Annotated in this window: 20 protein-coding genes and 1 tRNA gene; 10 read left to right on the top strand and 11 right to left on the bottom strand. The window is 69.1% G+C overall.

Going from position 1 to position 21,765, the window contains the following annotated elements; translation table 11 throughout:
* Positions 1-40 precede the first annotated feature (40 nt).
* Positions 41-1,543: a beta-N-acetylhexosaminidase gene (locus G5C51_RS25670; RefSeq protein ID WP_165240579.1), complete on the bottom strand. Its 1,503-nt coding sequence runs from the start codon at positions 1,541-1,543 to the stop codon at positions 41-43.
* A 320-nt stretch (positions 1,544-1,863) separates the two neighbouring features.
* Here G5C51_RS25670 and G5C51_RS25665 point away from each other — a divergent pair, with 320 nt between their 5' ends.
* Both G5C51_RS25665 and glmS read left to right on the top strand, forming a co-directional pair.
* Positions 1,864-2,121, top strand: coding sequence for a hypothetical protein (locus tag G5C51_RS25665; RefSeq protein ID WP_206314317.1), 258 nt, complete (start codon positions 1,864-1,866; stop codon positions 2,119-2,121).
* Between the two features lie 46 nt (positions 2,122-2,167).
* On the top strand, positions 2,168-3,985 hold the full coding sequence (gene glmS / locus G5C51_RS25660; protein WP_165240576.1) for a glutamine--fructose-6-phosphate transaminase (isomerizing): 1,818 nt from the start codon (positions 2,168-2,170) through the stop codon (positions 3,983-3,985).
* 108 nt (positions 3,986-4,093) lie between these two features.
* Here the strand turns inward: glmS and G5C51_RS25655 are convergent, their stop codons facing one another.
* Positions 4,094-4,663, bottom strand: a complete 570-nt coding sequence (locus tag G5C51_RS25655) for an acetate uptake transporter (protein WP_165240575.1) — start codon at positions 4,661-4,663, stop codon at positions 4,094-4,096.
* 139 nt (positions 4,664-4,802) lie between these two features.
* Positions 4,803-5,330, bottom strand: a complete 528-nt coding sequence (locus G5C51_RS25650; RefSeq protein ID WP_165240574.1) for a universal stress protein — start codon at positions 5,328-5,330, stop codon at positions 4,803-4,805.
* A gap of 729 nt (positions 5,331-6,059) precedes the next feature.
* Between G5C51_RS25650 and G5C51_RS25645 the strand changes: the two genes are divergently transcribed.
* The 4 genes from G5C51_RS25645 to G5C51_RS44120 all read left to right on the top strand — a co-directional run bounded on the left by G5C51_RS25645 (position 6,060) and on the right by G5C51_RS44120 (position 9,490).
* Complete coding sequence (locus G5C51_RS25645) at positions 6,060-7,313, top strand: helix-turn-helix domain-containing protein (protein WP_165240573.1); 1,254 nt, start codon at positions 6,060-6,062, stop codon at positions 7,311-7,313.
* A gap of 5 nt (positions 7,314-7,318) precedes the next feature.
* A complete protein-coding gene (orn, locus tag G5C51_RS25640; RefSeq protein WP_165240572.1) occupies positions 7,319-7,930 on the top strand; it encodes an oligoribonuclease in 612 nt (203 codons plus the stop codon).
* A 70-nt stretch (positions 7,931-8,000) separates the two neighbouring features.
* Positions 8,001-8,073 (top strand) — tRNA-His (locus G5C51_RS25635).
* A 403-nt stretch (positions 8,074-8,476) separates the two neighbouring features.
* Positions 8,477-9,490 carry a helix-turn-helix domain-containing protein gene (locus tag G5C51_RS44120; protein ID WP_165240571.1) on the top strand — a complete coding sequence of 338 codons (1,014 nt, stop codon included), beginning with the start codon at positions 8,477-8,479 and terminating at the stop codon, positions 9,488-9,490.
* A gap of 74 nt (positions 9,491-9,564) precedes the next feature.
* On the opposite strand, the gene G5C51_RS25625 is transcribed toward G5C51_RS44120, so the two are convergent.
* Entirely contained in the window at positions 9,565-10,029 is a 465-nt protein-coding gene (locus G5C51_RS25625) for a hypothetical protein (RefSeq protein ID WP_165240570.1), read from the bottom strand.
* Between the two features lie 500 nt (positions 10,030-10,529).
* Here G5C51_RS25625 and gad point away from each other — a divergent pair, with 500 nt between their 5' ends.
* Positions 10,530-11,894 (top strand): glutamate decarboxylase, encoded by a 1,365-nt coding sequence (gad, locus tag G5C51_RS25620; RefSeq protein WP_165240569.1) that lies wholly within the window; start codon positions 10,530-10,532, stop codon positions 11,892-11,894.
* Here the strand turns inward: gad and G5C51_RS25615 are convergent.
* The 6 genes from G5C51_RS25615 to G5C51_RS25590 all read right to left on the bottom strand — a co-directional run bounded on the left by G5C51_RS25615 (position 11,872) and on the right by G5C51_RS25590 (position 17,635).
* Positions 11,872-12,378, bottom strand: a complete 507-nt coding sequence (locus G5C51_RS25615) for a GNAT family N-acetyltransferase (RefSeq protein WP_165240577.1) — start codon at positions 12,376-12,378, stop codon at positions 11,872-11,874. The two genes, gad and G5C51_RS25615, sit on opposite strands and share 23 nt — an antisense overlap.
* A 50-nt stretch (positions 12,379-12,428) precedes the next feature.
* Positions 12,429-12,857 (bottom strand): DUF3592 domain-containing protein, encoded by a 429-nt coding sequence (locus G5C51_RS25610; protein ID WP_165240568.1) that lies wholly within the window; start codon positions 12,855-12,857, stop codon positions 12,429-12,431.
* Positions 12,858-12,929: 72 nt separating this feature from the next.
* A complete protein-coding gene (locus G5C51_RS25605) occupies positions 12,930-14,360 on the bottom strand; it encodes a GH1 family beta-glucosidase (protein WP_165240567.1) in 1,431 nt (476 codons plus the stop codon).
* Positions 14,361-14,425: 65 nt separating this feature from the next.
* A complete protein-coding gene (locus G5C51_RS25600) occupies positions 14,426-15,304 on the bottom strand; it encodes a carbohydrate ABC transporter permease (protein WP_165240566.1) in 879 nt (292 codons plus the stop codon).
* Complete coding sequence (locus tag G5C51_RS25595) at positions 15,304-16,305, bottom strand: carbohydrate ABC transporter permease (protein WP_165240565.1); 1,002 nt, start codon at positions 16,303-16,305, stop codon at positions 15,304-15,306. Before G5C51_RS25595 ends, G5C51_RS25600 begins: the two co-directional genes overlap by 1 nt.
* Positions 16,306-16,309: 4 nt before the next feature.
* Positions 16,310-17,635: an ABC transporter substrate-binding protein gene (locus G5C51_RS25590; RefSeq protein WP_165240564.1), complete on the bottom strand. Its 1,326-nt coding sequence runs from the start codon at positions 17,633-17,635 to the stop codon at positions 16,310-16,312.
* A gap of 137 nt (positions 17,636-17,772) precedes the next feature.
* Between G5C51_RS25590 and G5C51_RS25585 the strand changes: the two genes are divergently transcribed.
* From G5C51_RS25585 to G5C51_RS25575, 3 genes are all read left to right on the top strand, one after another.
* The gene (locus tag G5C51_RS25585) at positions 17,773-18,831 is read left to right on the top strand and encodes a LacI family DNA-binding transcriptional regulator (RefSeq protein ID WP_165240563.1); all 1,059 of its coding nucleotides are present in this window, start codon (positions 17,773-17,775) and stop codon (positions 18,829-18,831) included.
* A 174-nt stretch (positions 18,832-19,005) separates the two neighbouring features.
* Positions 19,006-19,734, top strand: a complete 729-nt coding sequence (locus tag G5C51_RS25580) for a C39 family peptidase (protein WP_165240562.1) — start codon at positions 19,006-19,008, stop codon at positions 19,732-19,734.
* Between the two features lie 184 nt (positions 19,735-19,918).
* Positions 19,919-20,971, top strand: coding sequence for a glycoside hydrolase family 18 protein (locus G5C51_RS25575; RefSeq protein WP_165240561.1), 1,053 nt, complete (start codon positions 19,919-19,921; stop codon positions 20,969-20,971).
* Positions 20,972-21,044: 73 nt separating this feature from the next.
* Here G5C51_RS25575 and G5C51_RS25570 read toward each other — a convergent pair whose 3' ends face one another.
* The gene (locus G5C51_RS25570) at positions 21,045-21,707 is read right to left on the bottom strand and encodes an HAD family hydrolase (RefSeq protein WP_165240560.1); all 663 of its coding nucleotides are present in this window, start codon (positions 21,705-21,707) and stop codon (positions 21,045-21,047) included.
* Positions 21,708-21,765 lie beyond the last annotated feature (58 nt).

Genomic DNA, 21,765 nt, shown 5'->3' with positions numbered 1-21,765 from the left:
GTGGGTGGGAGGGTGGGGAGCCGAATCACCCCAACGTCCGTCAGGACCAAGGCACCTGCGGCGACCGATAGAAGTCGATCCCCATGATCTCCCACCGCGGCCCCTGCGCACCCAAACGCGCCTTATACGCATCCCAGTTCAAAGCCGAAGCCGACGACCACCCGAGCTCCGCCGCCCCCGCCAGCCGCGGGAACGCCATGTAGTCGATGTGTGCGCTCTCCCAGATCGTCTCCGACCACAGGGGGGCCTCGACCCCCGCGACCGAATCCGCCGGCGCGCCCTGCAAGTACGTCCCCGGGTCCCACGAGTACGACTGCTGGACCTCCACGTAGCCGGCCCAGCTCAGACCCAGCGGTGTGTCCTTGTTGTACTTCATGTCAAGGTAGGTGCGGTTCGCCGGCGATATCACGAACTTCTGGCCCTTCTTGGCCGCCGCGATCACGTCCGCGTCCGTCCCTGTCGTCCCCCAGTACTGGGCCAGGGAGTCCTTCACCGGGGTCGCCGCGATGATCTGATGCCAGCCCATGACCTTCTTCCCGTGCTTCGCCACGATCGGCTGCACGCGGTCCATGAACTTCACGTAGTCCTCATGGCTCGTCGAGTGCGCCTCGTCGCCGCCGATGTGGATGTACTTACCGGGAGTCATCGCCGCGAGCTCGCCGATCACGTCGTCGACGAAGTCGTACGTGATCTCCTTCGGCACGCACAGCGACGAGAAGCCGACATCCGTACCCGTGTACAACGGCGGTGCCACACCGTCGCAGTTGAGGTCCGCGTACGACGCCAGCGCCGCGTTGGTGTGGCCCGGCATGTCGATCTCGGGCACCACCGTCAGGTGCTTGCTCGCCGCGTAGCGGACGATCTCCTTGTAGTCGGCCTTGCTGTAGTAACCACCCGCACCGCCACCCACCTGCGTCGAGCCGCCGTACTCCGTCAGCCGCGGCCAGGAGTCGATCGCGATCCGCCACCCCTGGTCGTCCGAGAGGTGCAGGTGGAGGCGGTTGACCTTGTAGAGCGCCATCTGGTCGATGTAGCGCTTGACCTTGTCCACGCTGAAGAAGTGCCGCGAGACGTCGAGCATCGCGCCGCGATAGCCGTAGCGCGGCTTGTCGGTGATCTCGCCGCCCGCGACCTGCCACGGGCCGGGCTGGGCGGACCCCGACTCCACAGCCGCCGGCAGCAGCTGCCGCAGCGTCTGCATGCCGTGGAAGAGCCCCGCGGCGCGGTACGCGGATATCCGGACGCCGCCGGGCCCGGACTTCAGCCGGTAGCCCTCCTCGCCCAGCGAGCGCTCCGCGGACGACGTACGCAGCTGGATGCCGTCCGTGCCCGGGCCCTCCCGGACGGGCAGGGCGAAGCCGGTCGACGGGCGCAGCAGCTCGGCGAGCTGCTTGGCGACCGCGGCGCCGGTGCGGTCGGTGCGGATGACGGTCTTGCCGGTGATCCCGTACGGGCTGCCGGCCGGCTTGGCCGACGTCGGCGCCGGGATCACCTGGCCCAGCGGGACCGGGCCGTCGGCGGCGGCCGGGGCCGCGTCGTCCATCGACGCTCCCGTGGTGCCGGCGGCCACGCCGGTGGTCAGGAGCAGGGCGCAGAAGAGGTGGCGGATCCGTTTGCGGGCAGTACGACGTCTCACAGGGGAGTCCCTTCCGAGGGAGCCGCGGTGCGTGAAGTTGCGTGACTGTCATGGGCATGGAGCATTACGGAGCATCCACATGCCTACTGCCAGGCCCCTCAGCCGTCAAGGTGTAGACCAATCCCGGACTCCCGCCCGACCCGCCCCGAAAGCGGAATCAACGCGACCCTGCCCGATTCCGGGCAGGATTCTTGCTAAACGCCAAGATCATCGAGCACTATCGACGGATGCACGACGACCTCATCGACCACCTGGTGCGCAGCGCGCCCCTCCAGCGCGGCGAAGCTGCCCGGGTGATCCAGGACGTGCTCGCGTACTTCGACGAGCCGGCCGAGGAGTTCGTCCGCAGGCGCCACCGGGAGCTGCGGGGGCAGGGTCTGGTCAACGACGAGATCTTCCGCCGCATCGCGCAGGAGCTGCCCCACCGGGCGGTCGCGCCACCGGAACTGTCGCTGCGGCAGCTGCGTCGCATCGTGTACGGCTGAACCCGGGCAACCCGGCTGACCCTCACCAACTACACCAAGGAACGGTATGTGCGGAATCGTTGGATACATCGGCAAGCGTGACGCCGCCCCGCTGCTCCTCGAAGGCCTGCAGCGCCTGGAGTACCGCGGCTACGACTCGGCGGGCGTCGCCATCAGCGGGAAGTCCGGAGGACTGAAGACGGTCAAGGCCAAGGGCCGCGTCCGCGACCTCGACTCCCGCCTGCCGAAGCGCTTCGCCGGCACCACCGGCATCGCCCACACCCGCTGGGCCACCCACGGCGCACCCAACGACGTCAACGCCCACCCGCACCTGGACGCCGACGGCCAGGTCGCCGTCGTCCACAACGGCATCATCGACAACGCCTCCGAGGTGCGCGCCAAACTCGAGGCCGACGGCGTCGAGTTCGCCTCCGAGACCGACTCCGAGGTGCTCGCCCACCTCATCGGCCGCTCGCAGGCCGACAAGCTCGAGGAGAAGGTCCGCGACGCCCTGCGGCACATCGAGGGCACCTATGGCATCGCCGTGCTGCACGCCGCCTTCCCCGACCGCATCGTCGTCGCCCGTAACGGCTCCCCCGTCGTCCTCGGCATCGGCGAGAAAGAGATGTTCGTCGCCTCGGACGTGGCCGCGCTCGTCTCCCACACCCGCCAGGTCGTCACCCTCGGCGACGGCGAGATGGCCACCATCAAGGCGGACGACTACCGCACCTACACCACCCGCGAGGGCTCCCGCACGGCCGCCTCGCCGGAGACGGTGGAGGTCGAGGCCGCGTCGTACGACATGGGCGCCCACGACACGTACATGCACAAGGAGATCAGCGAGCAGGCCGACGCCGTCGACCGCGTGCTGCGCGGCCGCATCGACGACCGCTTCTCCACCGTCCACCTGGGCGGGCTGAACCTGGACCCGCGCGAGGCCCGCAAGATCCGCCAGGTGAAGATCCTGGGCTGCGGCACGTCGTACCACGCGGGCCAGATCGGCGCGGGGCTGATCGAGGAGCTGGCGCGCATCCCGGCCGACTCCGAGCCCGCCTCCGAATTCCGCTACCGCAACCCGGTCGTCGACCCCGACACCCTCTACATCGCCGTCTCCCAGTCCGGCGAGACCTACGACGTCCTCGCCGCCGTCCAGGAGCTCAAGCGCAAGGGCGCCCGCGTCCTGGGCGTCGTGAACGTGGTCGGCTCCGCCATCGCCCGCGAGACCGACGGTGGCGTGTACGTGCACGCGGGTCCGGAGGTCTGCGTCGTCTCGACCAAGTGCTTCACGAATACGGTCGTCGCCTTCGCGCTGCTCGCCCTGCACCTCGGCCGCATCCGCGACCTCTCGGTCGCCGACGGCAAGCGGATCATCGCTGGCCTGCGCAAGCTGCCCGAGCAGATCACCGAGATCCTGGCCCGCGAGGACGAGATCGCCAAGCTCGCCCAGCAGTACACCGACGCCCGCTCGATGCTCTTCATCGGCCGGGTACGGGGCTACCCGGTGGCCCGCGAGGCCTCGCTGAAGCTGAAGGAGGTCTCGTACATCCACGCCGAGGCCTACCCGGCCTCCGAGCTGAAGCACGGCCCCCTCGCCCTCATCGAGCCGGCGATGCCGACCGTCGCGATCGTCCCCGACGACGACCTGCTGGAGAAGAACCGCGCGGCGCTGGAGGAGATCAAGGCCCGCAGCGGCAGGATCCTCGCGGTCGCGCACCAGGAGCAGGAGAAGGCCGACCACACCATCGTCGTGCCGAAGAACGAGGACGAGTTGGACCCGATCCTGATGGGCATCCCGCTGCAGCTGCTGGCGTACCACACGGCCCTCGCCCTGGGCCGGGACATCGACAAGCCGCGGAACCTGGCGAAGTCGGTCACGGTCGAGTAAGCCGCCCGCACCCGGACGTGAGCGACCCCCCACACGCAGCCACCAATAGCGTGCGGGGGGTCGCCTCCCCTGTGCCGGCGTCGCCCATTACGCCGGCAGTGCGGCTGCCTACCCGGGGACCGTCACCTCCCGGTCGGCAGCACGTCGGGTGAGCGAAGTGGGCCAGTGCGCGAGTGCCGCGGTCGCGGCGTACCAGGACGCCGCACCCGACACCGCCGCGGCCCATCCGCCGATCTTTGTGAGGTCGCTTGCGTCGGCGAAGCTGCCGAGTGCCATCAGCAGCAGGCTGACGAACAGGAGCCCGTACACGACTTCGGTGAGCCGCCCGGCCGAGGTCGATGCGAACGCCAGGCTGAGCGCCAGGACGGCCCACATCAACAGGAACAGACCGGCGGCGTTGGCCGACAGTTCGGCGCCGCTCGCGCTCGCCCAGGTGAACCAGAAGGCACCCAGGGCGGCGAAAGCCGTGCCGGTGAACGTCGCGCCGGAGCGGAGCTCCAGGAGCCCCGTAACGAAGAGGGCGACGCCCCCCACGTAGAGCGCGAGATCCGTTAGGTCAGCGGCGCCGGTGCCGCTGATCACGTCGGTGTGCACCAGGCCGAACGACAGCAGCGTCAGGCCCAGTAGGAGGTAGCCGAGCGATGAGGTGGTGCTTCCCGCGGAGACGTCTTTGTCCACGGCGGGCTCCCTTCCGTGCTGTGCTGTTGTGCTTCCCCCTATATGCCCCTCACAAATTCACAAACAACATCTACGCGTCGGTATTTTTCGTGCGGTCAACGCGCGCTTGACGTACGGGAAGAGGTGCCCGGAGGGTCCGTCAGGGAATGACGACGACCGGCCGCTTGGCCCGCCGCGCCAGCCGGCCCGCAACCGAGCCGAAGATCCGGCCGACGACGCCCTGCGTCGAGCCGACCACGATCGCGTCCGCCTCGTACTCCCGGCCGACTTCCTCCAGTTCGTGGCAGATGTCCCCGCCACGTTCCACCAGAATCCAGGACACTTCGGACAAATAGTCCGCGCAGGCCAGCTCCAGGCCCAGCACTTCGGTCCGGTGATCGGGGACGTCCACGAACACGGGCGGCTCGCAGCCGGCCCACACGGTGGTGGGCAGCCGGTTCGCCACGTGCACGATGATCAGGCCGCAGCCGGAGCGACGCGTCATGCCGATCGCGTACGCCAGCGCGCGCTCACTGGAGGTGGAGCCGTCAAAGCCCACCACGACCCCGTGCTTGAAGGCCGGATCGCAGGTCCGGCGGGGTTCGGCTTCGATGACCGCCTCGAAGTCCGCCGTCAGGTCGGCGAACTGCTTGCGGTCCGCGGGTTCGGGAATTTCGTGACCGGCCATCGTCGTCTCTGCGAAGGGAGTCCTCAATACGAGCGGGAGGAAGGGCTGTTGGCTAGCTGGTGGCTTGATGGAGGGGTTTTGCTCTCCTGACGTCCGACAGCTGCCGCAGTGTCCGGGAAGCATCTTCCCAAGCCCTTACCCCAAGGGTACGGCGACACTCCCCGCCTGCACAGAGCTTCAAACCTGTGTGCTGCCTGACGCCCCGGCGAGGGGTTTACGGGAGCATGCCCGACTCCGCCCGTTCGCGCAATGCCCCGGGTCCCGTCGGGGGGCGGGCCGGACTGTCACCCCTCGCGCTCCCGTGCGCCTTCACCGCGCCCCCCGCCTGGTGCGAGATCTGTCAGCGGACCTCGTACCGGACGCCGCGGACCGCTACCTGCGACGGAAAGCGGTCGAGAAGCGGCCCAAAGTACGCCTGCGACCCGCATTTTTCGGCCAACTTCCCTTCCCTATAAGGAAGTTGGTACCCAAAGTCGTCAAGAGTGCTGCCACCTGGTCGTACCGGCGCGCTGCGGGCGCACGAAGCCCGCGGGGGTCGCCCGCGATGAAAGGCGCACTTCACAGCGAGCGCGAGCAGTGCAACGCTTCGTGATCGAATGCTTCACGCCAAGTTTCCATGTCGACTTGGAACGCGGTGGTCAACTGGTCCCGGTGGCCCCTGGGGACACAGTAGATTTGATCTTGCAGGCCAATCGCGTCGGACGGGACAACCGAGGGGGGCTTTGCGGAATGAGCCAGGACTCCACCGCCGCGCCGCACGGCGGGCGGGCGGCAGCGGCTGCCACTGCAACAACCGGCACAGCCACGGCGGTACGTGAACGCCGCCGGCGTGAGGTGGTCGCGGTGCTGCTGTTCAGCGGCGGTCCGATCTTTGAGAGTTCCATACCCCTGTCGATCTTCGGCGACGGCCGCCACGACGCCGCCGGACCCCGCTATCGCCTGCTGGTCTGCGCGGGCGAGGAGCCGCCGCTGCATACGACCGGCGGCCTGGAGCTGGCCACTCCGCACGGCCTCGAGGCGCTCGCCAAGGCCGGCACCATCGTCGTACCGGCCTGGCGCTCGATCACCGAGCCGCCGCCCGCCGCGGCCCTGGAGGCGCTGCGCCGGGCGCACGACGAGGGCGCCCGCATCGCCGGACTGTGCACCGGAGCCTTCGCCCTGGCCGCCGCCGGACTGCTGGACGGCCGCCCGGCGACCACCCACTGGATGTACGCCCCGACGCTCGCCAAGCGCTACCCGTCGGTGCACGTGGACCCGCGCGAGCTCTACGTCGACGACGGCGACATCCTCACCTCCGCCGGCACCGCCGCCGGCATAGACCTCTGCCTGCACATCGTGCGCAGCGACCACGGCCCCGAGGCCGCCGCGGCCCTCGCCCGCCGCCTGGTGGTCCCGGGCCGCCGTACCGCTCCCGGCACGGCCGCGCCCGCCGCCGGGGCCGTGCCCGAGCGGCATCTGGACCGTTCTTTACCGGAGGAGATCGGCGGCGACCCGCTCGCCGAGGTGGTCGCGTGGGCGCTGGAGCACCTGCACGAGCAGTTCGATGTGGAGGCGCTGGCCGGGCGGGCGTACATGTCGCGGCGCACCTTCGACCGCCGGTTCCGTACGCTCACCGGCTCGGCGCCGCTGCAGTGGCTGATCACCCAGCGAGTGCTGCAGGCGCAGCGGCTGCTGGAGACCTCGGACTTCTCGGTCGACGAGGTGGCCTCCCGCTGCGGCTTCCGCTCCCCGGTGGCGCTGCGCGGGCACTTCCGCCGCCAGCTCGGGTCCTCCCCTGCCGCGTACCGGGCCGCCTTCAGGGCCCGGAATCCGGGGACCGGGGAGTCCGGGCCGGGATCGGGGTCGGGCTCCGGGTCGGGAGGCGGGTCCGGCTCCGGGTCCGGGTCCGGTGAGAAGCCGGACAAGGACACGTACGAAGGCGGCTACGGAGGGGGTCCCGGGCGCCCGGCTGTCCCCGCGCAGCGGGACCGCGGCATAAGGTGACGTCCATGAACGACCGGATGGTGTGGATCGACTGCGAGATGACCGGCCTCTCCCTGGCCACCGACGCCCTCGTCGAGGTGGCGGCGCTGGTCACGGACTCCGAGCTGAATATCCTCGGCGACGGCGTGGACATCGTGATCCGCCCGCCGGCCGAGTCGCTGGCGACGATGCCGGACGTGGTGCGCGAGATGCACACCGCGTCCGGGCTGCTGGACGAGCTCGACGGGGGTACGACCCTCGCCGACGCCGAGGAGCAGGTGCTGGCGTACATCAAGAAGCATGTGCCGGACCGCGGCAAGGCGCCGCTGTGCGGGAATTCGGTCGGCACCGACCGCGGCTTCCTCTTCCGGGACATGCCGACGCTGGAGGACTACCTCCACTACCGGATCGTGGACGTCTCGTCGGTGAAGGAGCTGGCCCGCCGCTGGTACCCGCGGGCGTACTTCAACAGCCCCGACAAGGCGGGCAACCACCGGGCCCTCGCCGACATCCGCGAGTCCATCACCGAGCTCCGCTACTACCGCGAGGCGATCTTCGTCCCGCAGCCGGGCCCGGACTCGGAGACCTGCCGCACGATCGCCGCCCGCCACCGTCCCGCCCCCACCACCGAGGCATAAGCCGGAGGCGAGCACCCGTCCGGACCCTGTACACTTCTACTCGGCCGCTGCGCACGTCACAGCGGGCATGGTGGGTGTAGCTCAGTTGGTAGAGCACCTGGTTGTGGTCCAGGTGGCCGCGGGTTCAAGTCCCGTCACTCACCCTGATGAAAACGCAGGTCAGGCCCGGTTCTCCGTTACGGAGCACCGGGCCTGACTGCTGTCCGCGTCTGCTGGGAGTGCCCGGGGAGTGGATCTAGGAAACCCACCCTTCCTCGGGCCCCGGAGTCCGTGCCCGACGCTCGGCGAGGGCCGCCGCCCACAGCTCCGTCAGCGCCTCACACATCCGTCGCCTCATGGCCTGAGTCACAGCCGAGATGGATCCGTCCGCGTGCCTGAAAGGGGTGCGCCATGGCCCGATGAGGCCATGCGTTCGAATAAACGTTCTACTCAGCGCTCCGGCGGCACATCGGTTCCTGTTGTCCTGTGCCACCGAAGCTCGTTCGATTGCCACTAAAGTTTGACGGCCCGCCACGGGCCGAGAGGCTCGCTGAGGAGAGGGGGATCGTGCTACGCATTCTCTTCACCAGCCAGGACATCGCCCGCACGCGCATCGCCGGAACTCGCGATCCGACGTGGGAGCTGGTCCTGAGCATTCAGATGCTCCAACCGCAGCCCGGGGATGCGCTGTTCGGTATCTGGCGCCGTGAGGCTCGCGCCGCGCTGGGTCAGGCAAAACTGGGGCCGATGGGCCCGCTGTTAAGGGCCTTGAACCCCAACGTCGGTTATTTCCCCGACTTCTTGACGCCGAACGCTGCCGAGTTCGGCCTCGAAGAGGCACTCGAGGCTGTTCGCTGTACACCCAGGGCTGCCCTGGCCCGAGACCTGGCCCAGCTGGCCTCCTCTCGCGCCCTCCCGGGCGAGGCACGCGCCTTGGCCACCGGCGAACCGCAGTTGCTCGACCAGTTCACCGCGGCGATGCGCACCGTATACAGCCTCATCGTCGCCCCGTACGGCCACAGAATGGAGACTGAGCTGGCCCATGACCGCCAACGGCGAGTCAGCGCGCTGGCACAGCACGGTATCGAGGGTCTGCTGGCGAGCTTTGCCCCGATGATGATCTGGAGTCACGGGGAGCTGTGCATCCCCACCCACCGCGACCAGGAGTTACGCCTGGATGGCCGCGGAATTCGACTCATCCCGTCGTACTTCTGCGTGAGCGGCCCGTTGACGCTCTTCGATCCGGAGCTGCCGCCGGTGCTGATCTATCCGGTGCCGCGCACCGTCGAGGCACTGCCGGGGTGCGACCGGTCAGGAACAACGCTCCATGCCCTGCTCGGGGCCACCCGCAGCGCAGTGCTGCAGACATTGCACGGCCGACAGATCACCACCAGCGAGCTCGCCCGACGCGCGGGGATCTCACCGCCCTCGGCGAGTGAGCACGCCAAGGTCCTAAGGCAAGCGGGGCTGGTGACGAGTTGCCGCGATCGCAATCGAGTGCTGCACGCCCTGTCTCCCTTGGGTATGGAACTGCTTCGCCGCAACTGGCAGGGCAGCAGCCCTGAATGGGGCGCATGGTGAAGCCAGGGTCTCCTGGAATCGCTCGCCGGTTTCAGTAACTCGGAGCTACCAAGAGGCCCTGGCGCTGGAGATGACTAGGCGGCGATCCACCCTGTCGTATACGGGTCGACGCCGTACATCTCGACGTAGAACCACCGGCCGTCGGGGATGCTGGGCTGCTGATCGTTCAGTTCGAGCCAGCCGCTGTAACCCGACCCCCAGTACTTCCACGAGTCACAATACCCACTTGAGTAGCAGGCACGGACTCCAATGGTCTGCGCGGGTTGCGGTCTTGATTTCAGGGCGATGTTGATGTCTGCGCATCTACTTGTGGTGATGTACCACGTACGAGTGGTGTCTGCATATCCGGGATCGTCCCCGCCTGGAATTCTGTTCGAGGTTCCGTTGTCCCCGCTACCCGCGTCCCAGGTGACGACGTTGTCCCAGATGCAGCTGCCTAGCGCGCCGGCCTCCTTTGCCGACACCGACGACGGCACCAAAACCAACGGAACGGCGCTGGCGGTGGCAATGAGCGCACCGAGAATTCGCTTGCGGTTCATGGTGTTCCCCCTCCAAAGGAGTGTCTCTCCTCGGGAGTAGTTATCTACCGCCTCGGGCGTATTGTCGATGTGGTTCGGCCAGCACCGAAAGACGCAGGTGGGAGAGCCTCCGATGGATGTCAAGACAAATGACAAGTTCGCTGTGCTGTGAATGAAAGGATCAGTCAGAGTTCGGTGGCAAACCGTCAAGAACCACTGTCACAGGACACCTGCTGTCCCGTCTCGGCGAAGCTTCTCGGATCTCATCGAATCTTGAACGGCCGTGTTTTGGGGCGCAGAAGTCGAGACCTCGGCTGATTCTGCCCACAGTTGCCGCAACCGGCGCTCTCCTTCGGGGTGGTCGCCGGCGCCGGCGCGGTGGTAGCCCTGATGCGGCGAGGGCTCTGCTGCGGTCCGCCGACGATGCCCCCACCCGGCCACTGCGACCGATCATGACCGCCAATATCAGTCCAAACGGCCACATCATCGACGGCAGGTTCCGGCGCTGCTTGAATGGCCGCATGACTAAGCCCGATGACTCAGAGTTATTCGGCAATCGGTTCTTGACCTCGCGACCTCCCGCGAAGAAATTTCCCGAGGAGGGCATGACCGCGACGGACGCCATGCGGCTGCTGGATGTGGATCTCGCCATGGAGGGGGATCCGCAGCGCAACCTCGCCACGTTCGTGACCACGTGGATGGAGCCGGAGGCGCAGCGGATCATCGCCGAGAACCTCCACCGCAACTTCATCGACCATGCGGAATACCCCATATCCGCCGAGATCGAGCAGCGTTGTGTGCGTATGCTCGCCGACCTCTTCAACGCGCCGGGCGAGACCACCGGATGCCGGACCCAGGGATCCTCCGAGGCGATCATGCTCGGCGCACTGTCGCTGAAGTGGAAGTGGCGGGAGCGCCGCCGGGCGGCCGGGCTGGCGGCCGACCGGCCCAACTTGATCTTCGGCGGGGACGTCCACGTCGTGTGGGAGAAGTTCTGCCGCTACTTCGATGTCGAACCCCGGATCGTGCCGCTCGCCGAGGACAAGTACACGATCGGCCCGGAGGACGTCGAGCCCCACCTCGACGAGAACACGATCGGCGTCGTCGCCGTCCTCGGCACCACCTTCACCGGCCACAAGGACGACATCGTCGGCATCGACAAGCTCCTGCGGGACGTCCGCGAGAAGCGGGACCTCGACATCCCGATCCACGTCGACGGAGCCAGCGGCGCCTTCGTGTGGCCCTTCCTCTACCCGGACTCGAAGTGGGACTTCCGGCTCGAGCAGGTCCGTTCGATCAACGTCTCGGGGCACAAGTACGGCCTGGTCTACCCCGGCATCGGCTGGCTGGTCTTCCGCGAGGAATCCGATCTGCCCACCGACCTCGTATTCCACGAGAACTACCTGGGCAAGACCGACGCGACCTTCACGCTGAACTTCTCCACCGGCGCGTCGATGGTGCTCGCTCAGTACTACAACTTCGTCCGGTACGGCCGCCAGGGCTACACGTACATCATGCAGATGATGCAGGAGAACGCCCGCACGCTGGCGGACAACCTGCGCAACAGCGGCCACTTCGAAGTGATCGGGAGCGACCGCGAGCAGCTGCCCCTGGTCGCCTTCCGCCTAGCCGGCAAGCGCGCCTACGACGAGTCCGACATCGCCTGGCAGCTCTCGGCCGAACGCGGCTGGATGGTGCCGGCGTACACGCTCCCGCCCAACGCGGAGCAGGTGAAGATCATGCGCGTCCTGGTCAAGGAGACCCTGAGCCGCGAGCAGATCCATCGGCTGAGCCAGGACATCGACGACGCGTGCCGCACCTTGGACGCCAAGGGTGCGACCCACGAGAGCGAACGCGACATGGTCAAGCGCGGCACCGGCTACTGAACGAGATCCACACGTCGGGCGGCAGCTCCGGCCGGCCCGGGACGGGGCGGCGCTCCTCCGCCCAGGCCGGGCCGGCGATCTCCGCGGCGACGCGGCGCCAGAAGCGCACCGCGGTCCGGTTGGCGTCCTGGAAGGCCACCTCCCAGCTGCCGGGGTGTTGGGCGACCACCTGCTGAGCGGCGCGCAGCCCGATCCCGGTCCGGCGCGCGCCGCGGACCACGAAGAAGCTGTTCAGGACGCGCGTCGGCTGGTCCAGGGCGCGGACGAGGGCGAGGCCCGCGGGCTGGTCGCCGGTGGTGAGCAGATACGGGGCCCAGCCCGGGTCGCTGAAGGCCGCCTCGAGCCGTTCGCTGCGGAAGGTCCCGTCCGGGTGCGGCAGCGCGCCGCGGAACTCCGACATGTCATGGCTGAACATCAGCCACAGCCGCTCCAGCACGGGACGGTCGGCGACGGTGGCACGGCGCACGCTGACGGCGGCATTCATACGGCTCACCTTCGGGACTCTAGGCATACCCGCGGGGACGCCCGCAAGGCCTAGAGCAGCAGCGTTACGACCAGCACCACCGCCGCCGCCATCGATACGCAGCTGAGGACCACGACCAGCGCCTGGGAGCCGCGGAGGCCCGACCGGTCGGTGGTGGCCGAGCCGGCCGGGTCCTCGGGGAGGTAGTGGACGGTGACGGGGGTGCCTTCCTTGACCGACATGTTCGCCTGCTCCCGGAACTGCACCCACTGCCCGCGGGCGTCGGTGAAGCCGAAGTCGTGCCACACCTCGCGGCTGCTGCTGCCGCCCGAGCTCACCGTGCGCTGCCGCCGCCGCAGGCACTGGCCCGGGGCGGTGAGTCCGTGGCGCATGATGTGCTTCTTGCGGCGGACGTCCTTGGCGAACGCGTAGGCCACCAGCGCCGGAATGATCATGAAGCCGAGGGGCAGCGCGATGGGGATCACTGTTCCGGCGTCCATTCCGGCCCTCCTGCTTCCGTCGTCCGGCGCGCGGCGGCGCCGCGGGCAGACCAGGGTAGCCGCCGCCGGCCGTCAGCCCAGGTCGTCCGCCTCCCGCAGCCGCCCCGTGCGCGCCACCTGGGCGTACCAGAGGGCACTGGACTTCGGCGTCCGCTGCTGGGTCGCGTAGTCGACGTACACCGCGCCGAAGCGCTTCTCGTAGCCGTAGGCCCACTCGAAGTTGTCGAGGAGGGACCAGAGGAAGTAGCCGCGGATGTTCGCGCCGTCGCGGAGGGCGGCGTGCACCGCCTCCAGGTGGCAGTGCAAGTACGCGATCCGCTCCGGGTCGTGGACGCTGCCGTCCGGTTCCGGCTTGTCGTCGTAGGCGGCGCCGTTCTCGGTGATCAGCAGCGGCAGGCCCGGCAGCTCGCGGGAGAAGCGCTGCAGCAGGTCGTAGAGGCCCGTCGGGTCCACCGACCACTCCATCGCGGTGCGCTCCCCCGGCGGCTGGTGGAAGGCGACGCGGTCGGCGGCCGGCCACGGGGAGTGGTCGCGGGCGCCGTGGCCGTCGCGGCGTTCGCGGGCGCTGCCCTCGGCGTCGGTGGCCGAGACCAGCGACGGGGTGTAGTAGTTCAGGCCGAGCAGGTCCAGCGGCTGCTTGATCAGCTCCAGGTCGCCGTCGCGTACGAAGGACCAGTCCGTCAGGCGGGCGGTGTCGTCCAGCAGATCGGCGTCGTAACGGCCGTGGAAGAGCGGGCCCGTGAAGACGCGGGTGGCCAGGGCGTCGATGCGGCGGGCGGCGTCGCGGTCGGCCTCGGACGGCGTGCGGGGGCGGACCGTCGCCGGGTTGAGGCTGATGCCGACCTCGGCGCGGGCGGGCAGCACGCGGCGCAGCTCGCTGGTCGCCAGGCCGTGGGCGAGGTTGAGGTGGTGGGCGGCGCGGAGGGACGCGGCCGGGTCCGTACGGCCCGGGGCGTGGACGCCCGCCGCGTAGCCGAGGAAGGCGCTGCACCAGGGCTCGTTGAGGGTGATCCAGGTCCCGACCCGGTCGCCGAGCGCCTCGCCGACCAGGGCCGCGTATTCCGCGAAGCGGTACGCCGTATCGCGATGCGGCCAGCCGCCCGCGTCCTCGAGCTCCTGCGGCAGGTCCCAGTGGTAGAGGGTGAGGGCCGGGGTGATGCCCTTCTCCAGCAGCTCGTCGACCAGCGCGCGGTAGAAGTCCAGGCCGCGCTGGACCGCCGGGCCACGCCCGGTGGGCTGCACCCGCGGCCAGGAGACCGAGAAGCGGTACGCGCCCAGGTCCAGGTCCGACATCAGCGCCACGTCGTCGCGGAAGCGGTGGTAGTGGTCGACGGCGACATCGCCGGTGTCGCCGCCCGCCGTTCTGCCCGGTGTGTGCGAGAAGGTGTCCCAGATCGACGGCGTGCGGCCGTCCGCACTCGCCGCACCCTCGATCTGGTACGCGGCGGTGGCGGCGCCCCAGATGAAGTCCGGGGGGAAGGTGAGCGTGACGTTTCCGGTCATGATGGGAGCGCTCCCAAGGCAGTCGTTACGTAAGGAAGTTCGGGCACTGGAGGTCGGAGGAACGGTCAGCCCTTCACCGCGCCCTGCATGATGCCGCCGACGATCTGCTTGCCGAAGATCGTGAACGCCGCCAGCAGCGGGAGCGTGCCGAGCAGCGCGCCCGCCATGATCACGGACCGGTCGGTGGCGTAGCCCTGCGGCAGGCCGGTGAGCGCGACCTGGACGGTCGGATTGTCCTGGGTCAGCGCGATGATCGGCCAGAAGAACTCGTTCCACGCGAAGACGAAGGTCAGCATGGCGAGTACGGCCATCGCGGGCCGCGCGATCGGGAAGACGACGTGCCACACCACCCGCAGCGACGACGCCCCGTCCACCCGGGCGGCCTCGATCAGCTCGGTGGGCAGCGCCTCGACGAGGTACTGCCGCATGAAGAACACCCCGAAGGCGCTGACCAGGCCCGGCAGGATGACCGCCTGCAGCTGGTTGGTCCACTGCAGCTCGGCGATGGCCATGAACAGCGGCACCACGCTGAGCTGCGGCGGCACCATCATCGTGCCGATCACCAGCAGAAGCAGCAGCGTCTTGAAGCGGAATCTGAGCTTGGCGAAGGCGAAGCCCGCGATGGTGGAGAACAGCACCGTGCCGAGGGTGATGGCGCCGGCGACGATGACCGTATTCGCCAGCGCCAGGCCCATGTTGGCGCCGTCCCACGCCTCGCCGAGGTTGTCCATCAGATTCCCGCCGAACCAGAACGGCGGCGGCGTCTCGGACAGCCGGGTCGAGGTCCTGGAGGCCGCGATGGCCGTCCAGATCAGCGGGAGGAGCGAGCCGAGGGTGAAGATGATCAGGATGGTGTACGTGATCCAGCCGCCGTGCAGCTGCTTGCCCGCGCGTCGTACGCCGCGTCCTCTGCCGCGTCCGCGGACCGCCATACGGACAGCCATTACGCCCCCTCGCTCTTCTTGAGCCGCCACGAGATCAGCCAGTTGACCAGCCCGATCAGGATCAGGATCAGGAACATCGTCCAGGCGATCGCGGATGCCCGGCCCAGGTTGAGTTCGAACCAGCCCTTCTCGTACAGGAAGAGCCCCAGCGTCTGGTACTGGTGATCGGCGCCGCCCGCCGCGCCCGACGTCCCGCTGAAGAGCAGCGGCTCGCCGAAGAGCTGGGTGGCTCCGATGGTGGAGACGACCACCGTGAAGAGGATCGTCGGCCGCAGCGACGGGATGGTGACGTGGATGAACTGCTGCCACCGCGAGGCCCCGTCGAGCGCCGCCGACTCGTACAGGTCGTGCGGGACCGCCTGCATGGCGGCGAGGTAGATGAGCGCGTTGTAGCCGGTCCAGCGCCAGATGACGATGGTGGAGATGGCGATCTGAGAGGTCCAGTCGCCGTTCTCCCAGTCGACGCTGTCGATGCCGACCAGCCCGAGCGCCCAGTTGATCATGCCGTAGTCGCGGCCGTAGAGCATCGCGAAGACCAGCGTGGCCGCGGCCACCGAGGTCGCGTACGGGGTGAGGGCGGCGACGCGGAAGAACATCGAGCCGCGCACCCGGTAGTTGAGCAGATGCGCGAGGCCCAGGGCCATCGCCAGCTGCGGGACGGTGGAGATGATGCCGATGGTGAAGGTGTTCTGCAGCGCGTTCCAGAAGAACTCGTCGTCCATCAGCCGGGTGAAGTTGTGCAGCCCCGCCCACTCCATGTGGTTGGGGTCGTTGAGGGAGACGCGGTGCAGCGACGCCCAGCCCGTATAGAGCAGCGGGAAGAGCCCGAAGGCTCCGAAGAAGAGGAAGAAGGGCGCGATGAAGGCGTACGGGCTCCACTTCACGTCGCGCTGGTAGCGCCGGCTGCGCCGGGCCGCGCGCTTGTCCAAGCGCCGCTCTCCGGCCGGGGCCGCGCCCTCCTCCCCCGTGGAGGGCGCGGCGGTCTCGGTCAGTTCAGTCACGGACTCACTGCTCCAAGAGGTCGTCGATCTTCTTCTCTGCGGCCTTCCAGCCCTCGTCGGGCGACTTGCCCTGCTGTTCGACCTGGAGGATGCCGATGTCGGTGATCTGCTGGAGGATCGGCTGGTCCTTCGGGCCGAGCACCAGGGTCGGGATGGACTTGGCGGCGTCGGCGAAGATCTTGCCGATCGGGGCGTCGTCGAAGTACGTGTGCTTGGCGTCCGCGACGGCCGGCAGTTCGAAGGCGGCCTGCGAGCTCGGGAAGCTGCCCTGCTTCTCGAAGAGCTTCGCCTGCTGCTCGGGGGCGGTCAGCCAGGCGGCGAGCTTGGCGGCCTCCTTCTTGTTCTTGCCGGCGCTGGGCACGGTCAGGAAGGACCCGCCCCAGTTGCCCGGCTTGGGCGCCTGGGCGACGTCCCACTGGTCATCGGCCTTCTTGCCCGCCTTGTCCTTGATGTAGCCGAGCATCCAGGGCGGGCAGCTCACGGTGGCGAACTTGCCGTTGGCGTAGCCCTGGTCCCACTGCGGGGTGAACTGCTTGTACTTGGCGGTCATCTTGCCCTTGATGGCGTCCATGGCCAGGTTCCAGGAGGCCTGGACGCCCTCGCTGTCCTTGTAGATGACCTTGCCCGACTCGTCGTAGTAGCGGGTCTCGTAGCCGGAGCTGGCGCCGTTGTAGATGCTCGCGCCGGAGTCGACGAAGGCGGTGCCGGCGGGCGCCTTCTTCATGTAGTCGGCGCCGGCGTCGATGTACTTCTCCCAGTCCCCGGCCCACAGCTTGCCGACCTCTTCGCGGTCGGTGGGGAGCCCGGCCTTCTTGAAGAGGTCCTTGCGGTAGCAGATGCCCATCGGGCCGATGTCGGTGCCGAGGCCGATGGTCTTGCCGTCCGCGGTGGCCTGGTCCCACTTCCAGGAAAGGAAGTTGTCCTTCTTCACGCCGGGCGCCTTGCCCAGGTCCTCGAACTTGTCGGCGTGCTGGGAGACGACCTCGTTGATGTTGTTGACCTCGACGGCCTGGATGTCGGACAGGCCGCTGCCGGAGGCGAGGTGGGTGAGTAGGCCCGGGTAGTACTGGTCGACGCGCTCGATGGAGTTCTGCTTGATGACGATGTTCGGGTTCGCCTTCTCGTACTCCTTGTAGAGCCCGGCCTCCTTGAGGCCGAAGACGCCGAAGACGCCGACGGTGATGGTGGTTTTGCCCTCGCCGCCCTTCCCCGAGCCGGGCTCTTCGTCGTCTGCCGCGCATCCGGCGGAGAGGCCGGCGGCGAGAGTTAAGGCGGCCAGAGAGGCTGCGGCTCTGTGGAAGGTACGGGGCGTGCGGGTTCTGACGGCCATGCGTAACGCTCCTTGCGGCTTTCGACGGCTTGATGGGGCGAGTACGTTGGGAGCGCTCCCAGTTGTGATGTGTTTAAGAGTCCCGCTCTTCGGCGGGGTGTCAAGGGATCCGGCAGAGATTGGCTCTGGAGGTGGGGATGGATCAGGTGCGGCGGGTGGGCGGAAAGGGCGGCGTCGGCCGTCGGCGCGGTGGCCGGCCGACGCTGGAGGAGGTGGCCGCGCGGGCGGGTGTCGGGCGCGGCACCGTATCCCGGGTGGTCAATGGATCGCAGCAGGTCAGCCCGGAGACGAAGGCGGCGGTGGAGCAGGCGATAGCGGAGCTCGGTTACGTGCCCGACCGCACCGCCAGGGCGCTCGCCGCGGGCCTGACGGACGCGGTGGCGCTGGTGATCCCGGAGCCGGAGGAGCGGCTGTTCTCGGAGCCGTACTTCGCGGCGATCATCAGCGGGGTGAGCACCGAACTGGCCGCCGCCGACAAGCAGTTGCTGCTGACCTTGAACCGGGACGCGCAGGAGCGGCGGCGGCTGGGCGCGTATCTGAGCGGCCACCGGGTCGACGGGGTGCTGCTGGTGTCCGTGCACGAGGACGAGCCGCTGCCGGATCTGCTGCGGCAGATCGAGCTGCCGGCCGTGCTGAGCGGACGGCGGACGGCGGGGGAAGCGGTGCCGTACGTGGACTCCGACAACGTCGCCGGGGCGCGGGAGGCGGTGGCGCATCTGGCCGGGCGGGGGCGGCGGTCGATCGCGACGATCGCGGGGCCGCGGGACATGTATGTGGGGCAGGCGCGGCTGGCGGGGTACCGGGAGGCGCTGTCGTCGGCCGGGATGCGGGCCCGCGAAGACCTGGTCGCATACGGGGACTTCACCGAGGCCGGCGGCCGGGCGGCGGCGCGTGAGCTGCTCGCGCGGGAGCCGGATCTCGACGCGGTCTTCGCGGCGTCGGACCTGATGGCGGCGGGTGCGCTGCGGGAGCTGCGGGCGGCCGGGCGGCGGGTGCCGGAGGACGTGGCGCTGGTCGGCTTCGACGACTCGGCGGTGGCCCGGCATACCGACCCGGCGCTGACCAGCGTGCGGCAGCCGGCGATGGAGATGGGCCGGGCGATGGTGCGGCTGCTGCTGGCGGAGATCGCCGAACGCAGCGCGGAGCCGCCGCACTTGGTACTGCCGACGGAGCTGGTGGTGCGGGCGTCGTCGTGAGCTTTCGTTCGCTGCCGTGACCTGCCGTGGGCCTGTCGTGACTGCCGTGACCTGCCGCGACCTGGGGACGTAACTCCCAGGTATGACGCGTGGACCATGCGTGGGCGCACCCTTATCGTTGGCGTGCCCACGACACGGGCACCCCCCACCCGTACGACGGCATCAGGAGGCCGTATGCGTACGAGACTTGTCCCCACCGCCATAGCCACCGCCCTTGCCGCGACCGCAGCCTGCGGCGTGCTGATCGCTCCCACCGCGGCCGGCGATGAGCCGGACACCCGGCCGCAGCAGGTCGAAGTGCTGAAGCGCGGCTCGGAGTCCGGCACCGCCGTGGTCAGCGGGCACAACGAGCCCGGCACCCGGTTCCATGTCGAGGCCGCGGACACCGCGGCGGCGAAGACCCTGGAGATCGACTACCAGGTGCAGGAGACCGGTTACTGGTGCGGCCCGGCCGCCACCCGGATCGCGCTCTCCGCACGCATCGCCCCGCCCAGCCAGGCGGACCTCGCCGCGCAGCTCGGCACCACGGAGGCGGGCACGGACCACATCAGCCAGGTCACGAACGTACTGAACGCGAACCTCGGCACCGGCTGGTACGAGACCAAGGAGATGCCGAACGACCCGCCGTCGCAGGCCGAGAAGGACCTGCTCTGGACCGACATCGTCACCGACATCGACAACAACTATCCGCTGGTCACGAACATCGTCGCGCCGCCCGGCAACCAGCCGCCCGGATATCCGCCGGACCAGACGATCTATCACTACTTCTCGGTGATCGGTTACGACGACGCACAGCGGACGGTGCTGATCGCGGACCCGGCGTCGTTCGGGGGCAACCAGATCTACTGGCTGTCGTTCGATCAGCTGGCGACGCTGATCCCGCCGAAGGGCTACGCGGCATAGGGCCTGCGGCCCGGGGCGCGCGCCGCGCGGATGGCCGCCGCCCCGGGCCCTTTAATCGGCTCCGATCACCGGCTGAAGGCAGCCTTAAGCCTCGCGGCCGGGGCCCTGATCAGGCCTTTTGTCCGTTTCACCGACGCTAGCGTTCCCGCCGTCCCCAAGTCCGCACACATAAGGACGCGTGAACGTGAACACCACTCCCCCCACCACCCACCGCCGCAGCAAGCACCGCGCCCTGAAGTCCGCGCTCGCCGGCAGCGCCGCCATCCTCGTCACCGGTGGCGGCCTGCTCGTCGCCGCCGGCGCGTTCGCCGGCTCCGAGCCGGCGGCCGAGGACGCCGCCGCCGCGCCCGGGTTCGCCCCGTACGTCGACACCTCGCTCGCCCCCGCGTACGACGTCGTCGGCGCGGCGAAGGAGCACGGCGTGAAGGAGTTCAACCTCGCCTTCATCACCGGCGGCGACGGCTGCAACCCCAAGTGGGGCGGCGTGACCGAGCTCGGCAAGGACCCGGTGGCGGCGAAGATCGGCGAGCTGCGGGACGCGGGCGCCGACGCCCGGGTGTCCTTCGGCGGCGCGGCGGGCAGCGAACTCGGGCTCGTATGCGACTCGGCGGACTCCCTGGCCGCCGCGTACGGCAAGGTTATCGACGAATACAAGCTCAAGAAGGCCGACTTCGACATCGAGGGCGGCGCGCTGCCCGACGCCGCCGCCAACACCCGCCGGGCGGAGGCCATCGCACAGCTGCAGAAGGAGCACCCCGACCTGGACGTGACCTTCACGCTGCCGGTGATGCCGGAGGGCCTGACGCAGGACGGCGTGAATCTGCTGAAGACCGTCGAGGAGAAGGGCGTGAAGGTCTCCGCCGTGAACATCATGGCGATGGACTACGGCCCGTCGTACGACGGCGACATGGGCAAGTACGCCACCCAGGCCGCGACCGCCACGCAGAAGCAGGTCAAGGAGACCTTCGGCCTGTCGGACGCCGAGGCGTGGAAGTCAGTCGTGGTCACGCCGATGATCGGCGTGAATGACGTGACGGTCGAGAAGTTCACGGTCGCGGACGCCAAGGAGCTGGTCGCCTTCGCGAAGGAGAAGAAGCTCGGCGGCCTGTCGATGTGGTCGGCCACCCGCGACAAGGCCTGCGAGGGCGGCGCCTCGGACGCGGTGCAGCCGACGTGCAGCTCGATCGAGCAGAGCCCGAACGACTTCACCAAGGCCTTCGCGGCCTACGGCGGCTGACGCCGGGCCGCACCCACCCCCCATGGCATCCAGCCGGGGCCGGCCGTTCGCGGCCGCGCCCCGGCTGGGTGTTTTACGTCCCTGCCAACCAGCCGGCGATGGCGGGGAGCACTGCCCGCAGGTCCGGCCCGTCGACGGCGGTGTTCGCGGCGGCGCGGGCCTGGGCGTCGGCGTTGAAGGCGACGGCGAGGCCGACCTCGGCGAAGAGCGGGAGGTCGGAGCGGCTGTCGCCGATGGCGGCGCAGTCGCGCGGGGTGAGGCCGCGCTGTGCGGCGTGGCGGAGGGCGAAGTCGCGCTTGCCGTACTCGTCGAAGGACGCCCGTACGCGGCCGGTGAAGTGGCCCTCGGCGGTGTCGAGTTGGGGGCCGCAGTACGCGCCGATACCGAAGCGGCGGGCGAGGTGGGCGCCGATGTGCTGCCAGGCGAGGGTGGTGAGGACGGGTTCGAGGCGGTTGGCGCGGCACCAGTGGACGGTCTCGGCGATCCCGTCGACGAGGGGCACGCCCTCGAGCCAGGCGTCGATCTCCTTCTCGCTGAAGCCGGCCCAGGTACGGGCGTCCGCCTCCGCGACCTCCGGGTTGCTGAGCTTCCCGGCGGCGTAGGCCGCTTCGGCCTCGGCCATGGCGTCCTCGCAGCCCAGGTAGCGGGAGACGTAGACCGCGGATCCCGGGTGGGGGACGAGGGTGCCGTCGATGTCGATGAAGACGGCGCCGGCTATGTCGAGGGCGGAGATCATCGGGACATTATGCGGCCGTCGCGGGTCGCTGGCGCCGGGCCTGTGCCCACCCACCCGC

The sequence above is a fragment of the Streptomyces coryli genome (genome assembly GCF_011044975.1).
GTDB classification, from domain to species: Bacteria; Actinomycetota; Actinomycetes; order Streptomycetales; family Streptomycetaceae; genus Streptomyces; species Streptomyces coryli.
The sequence above is the reverse complement of the archived record's forward strand: the minus strand, read 5'-3'. Positions and strand labels throughout refer to the sequence as shown.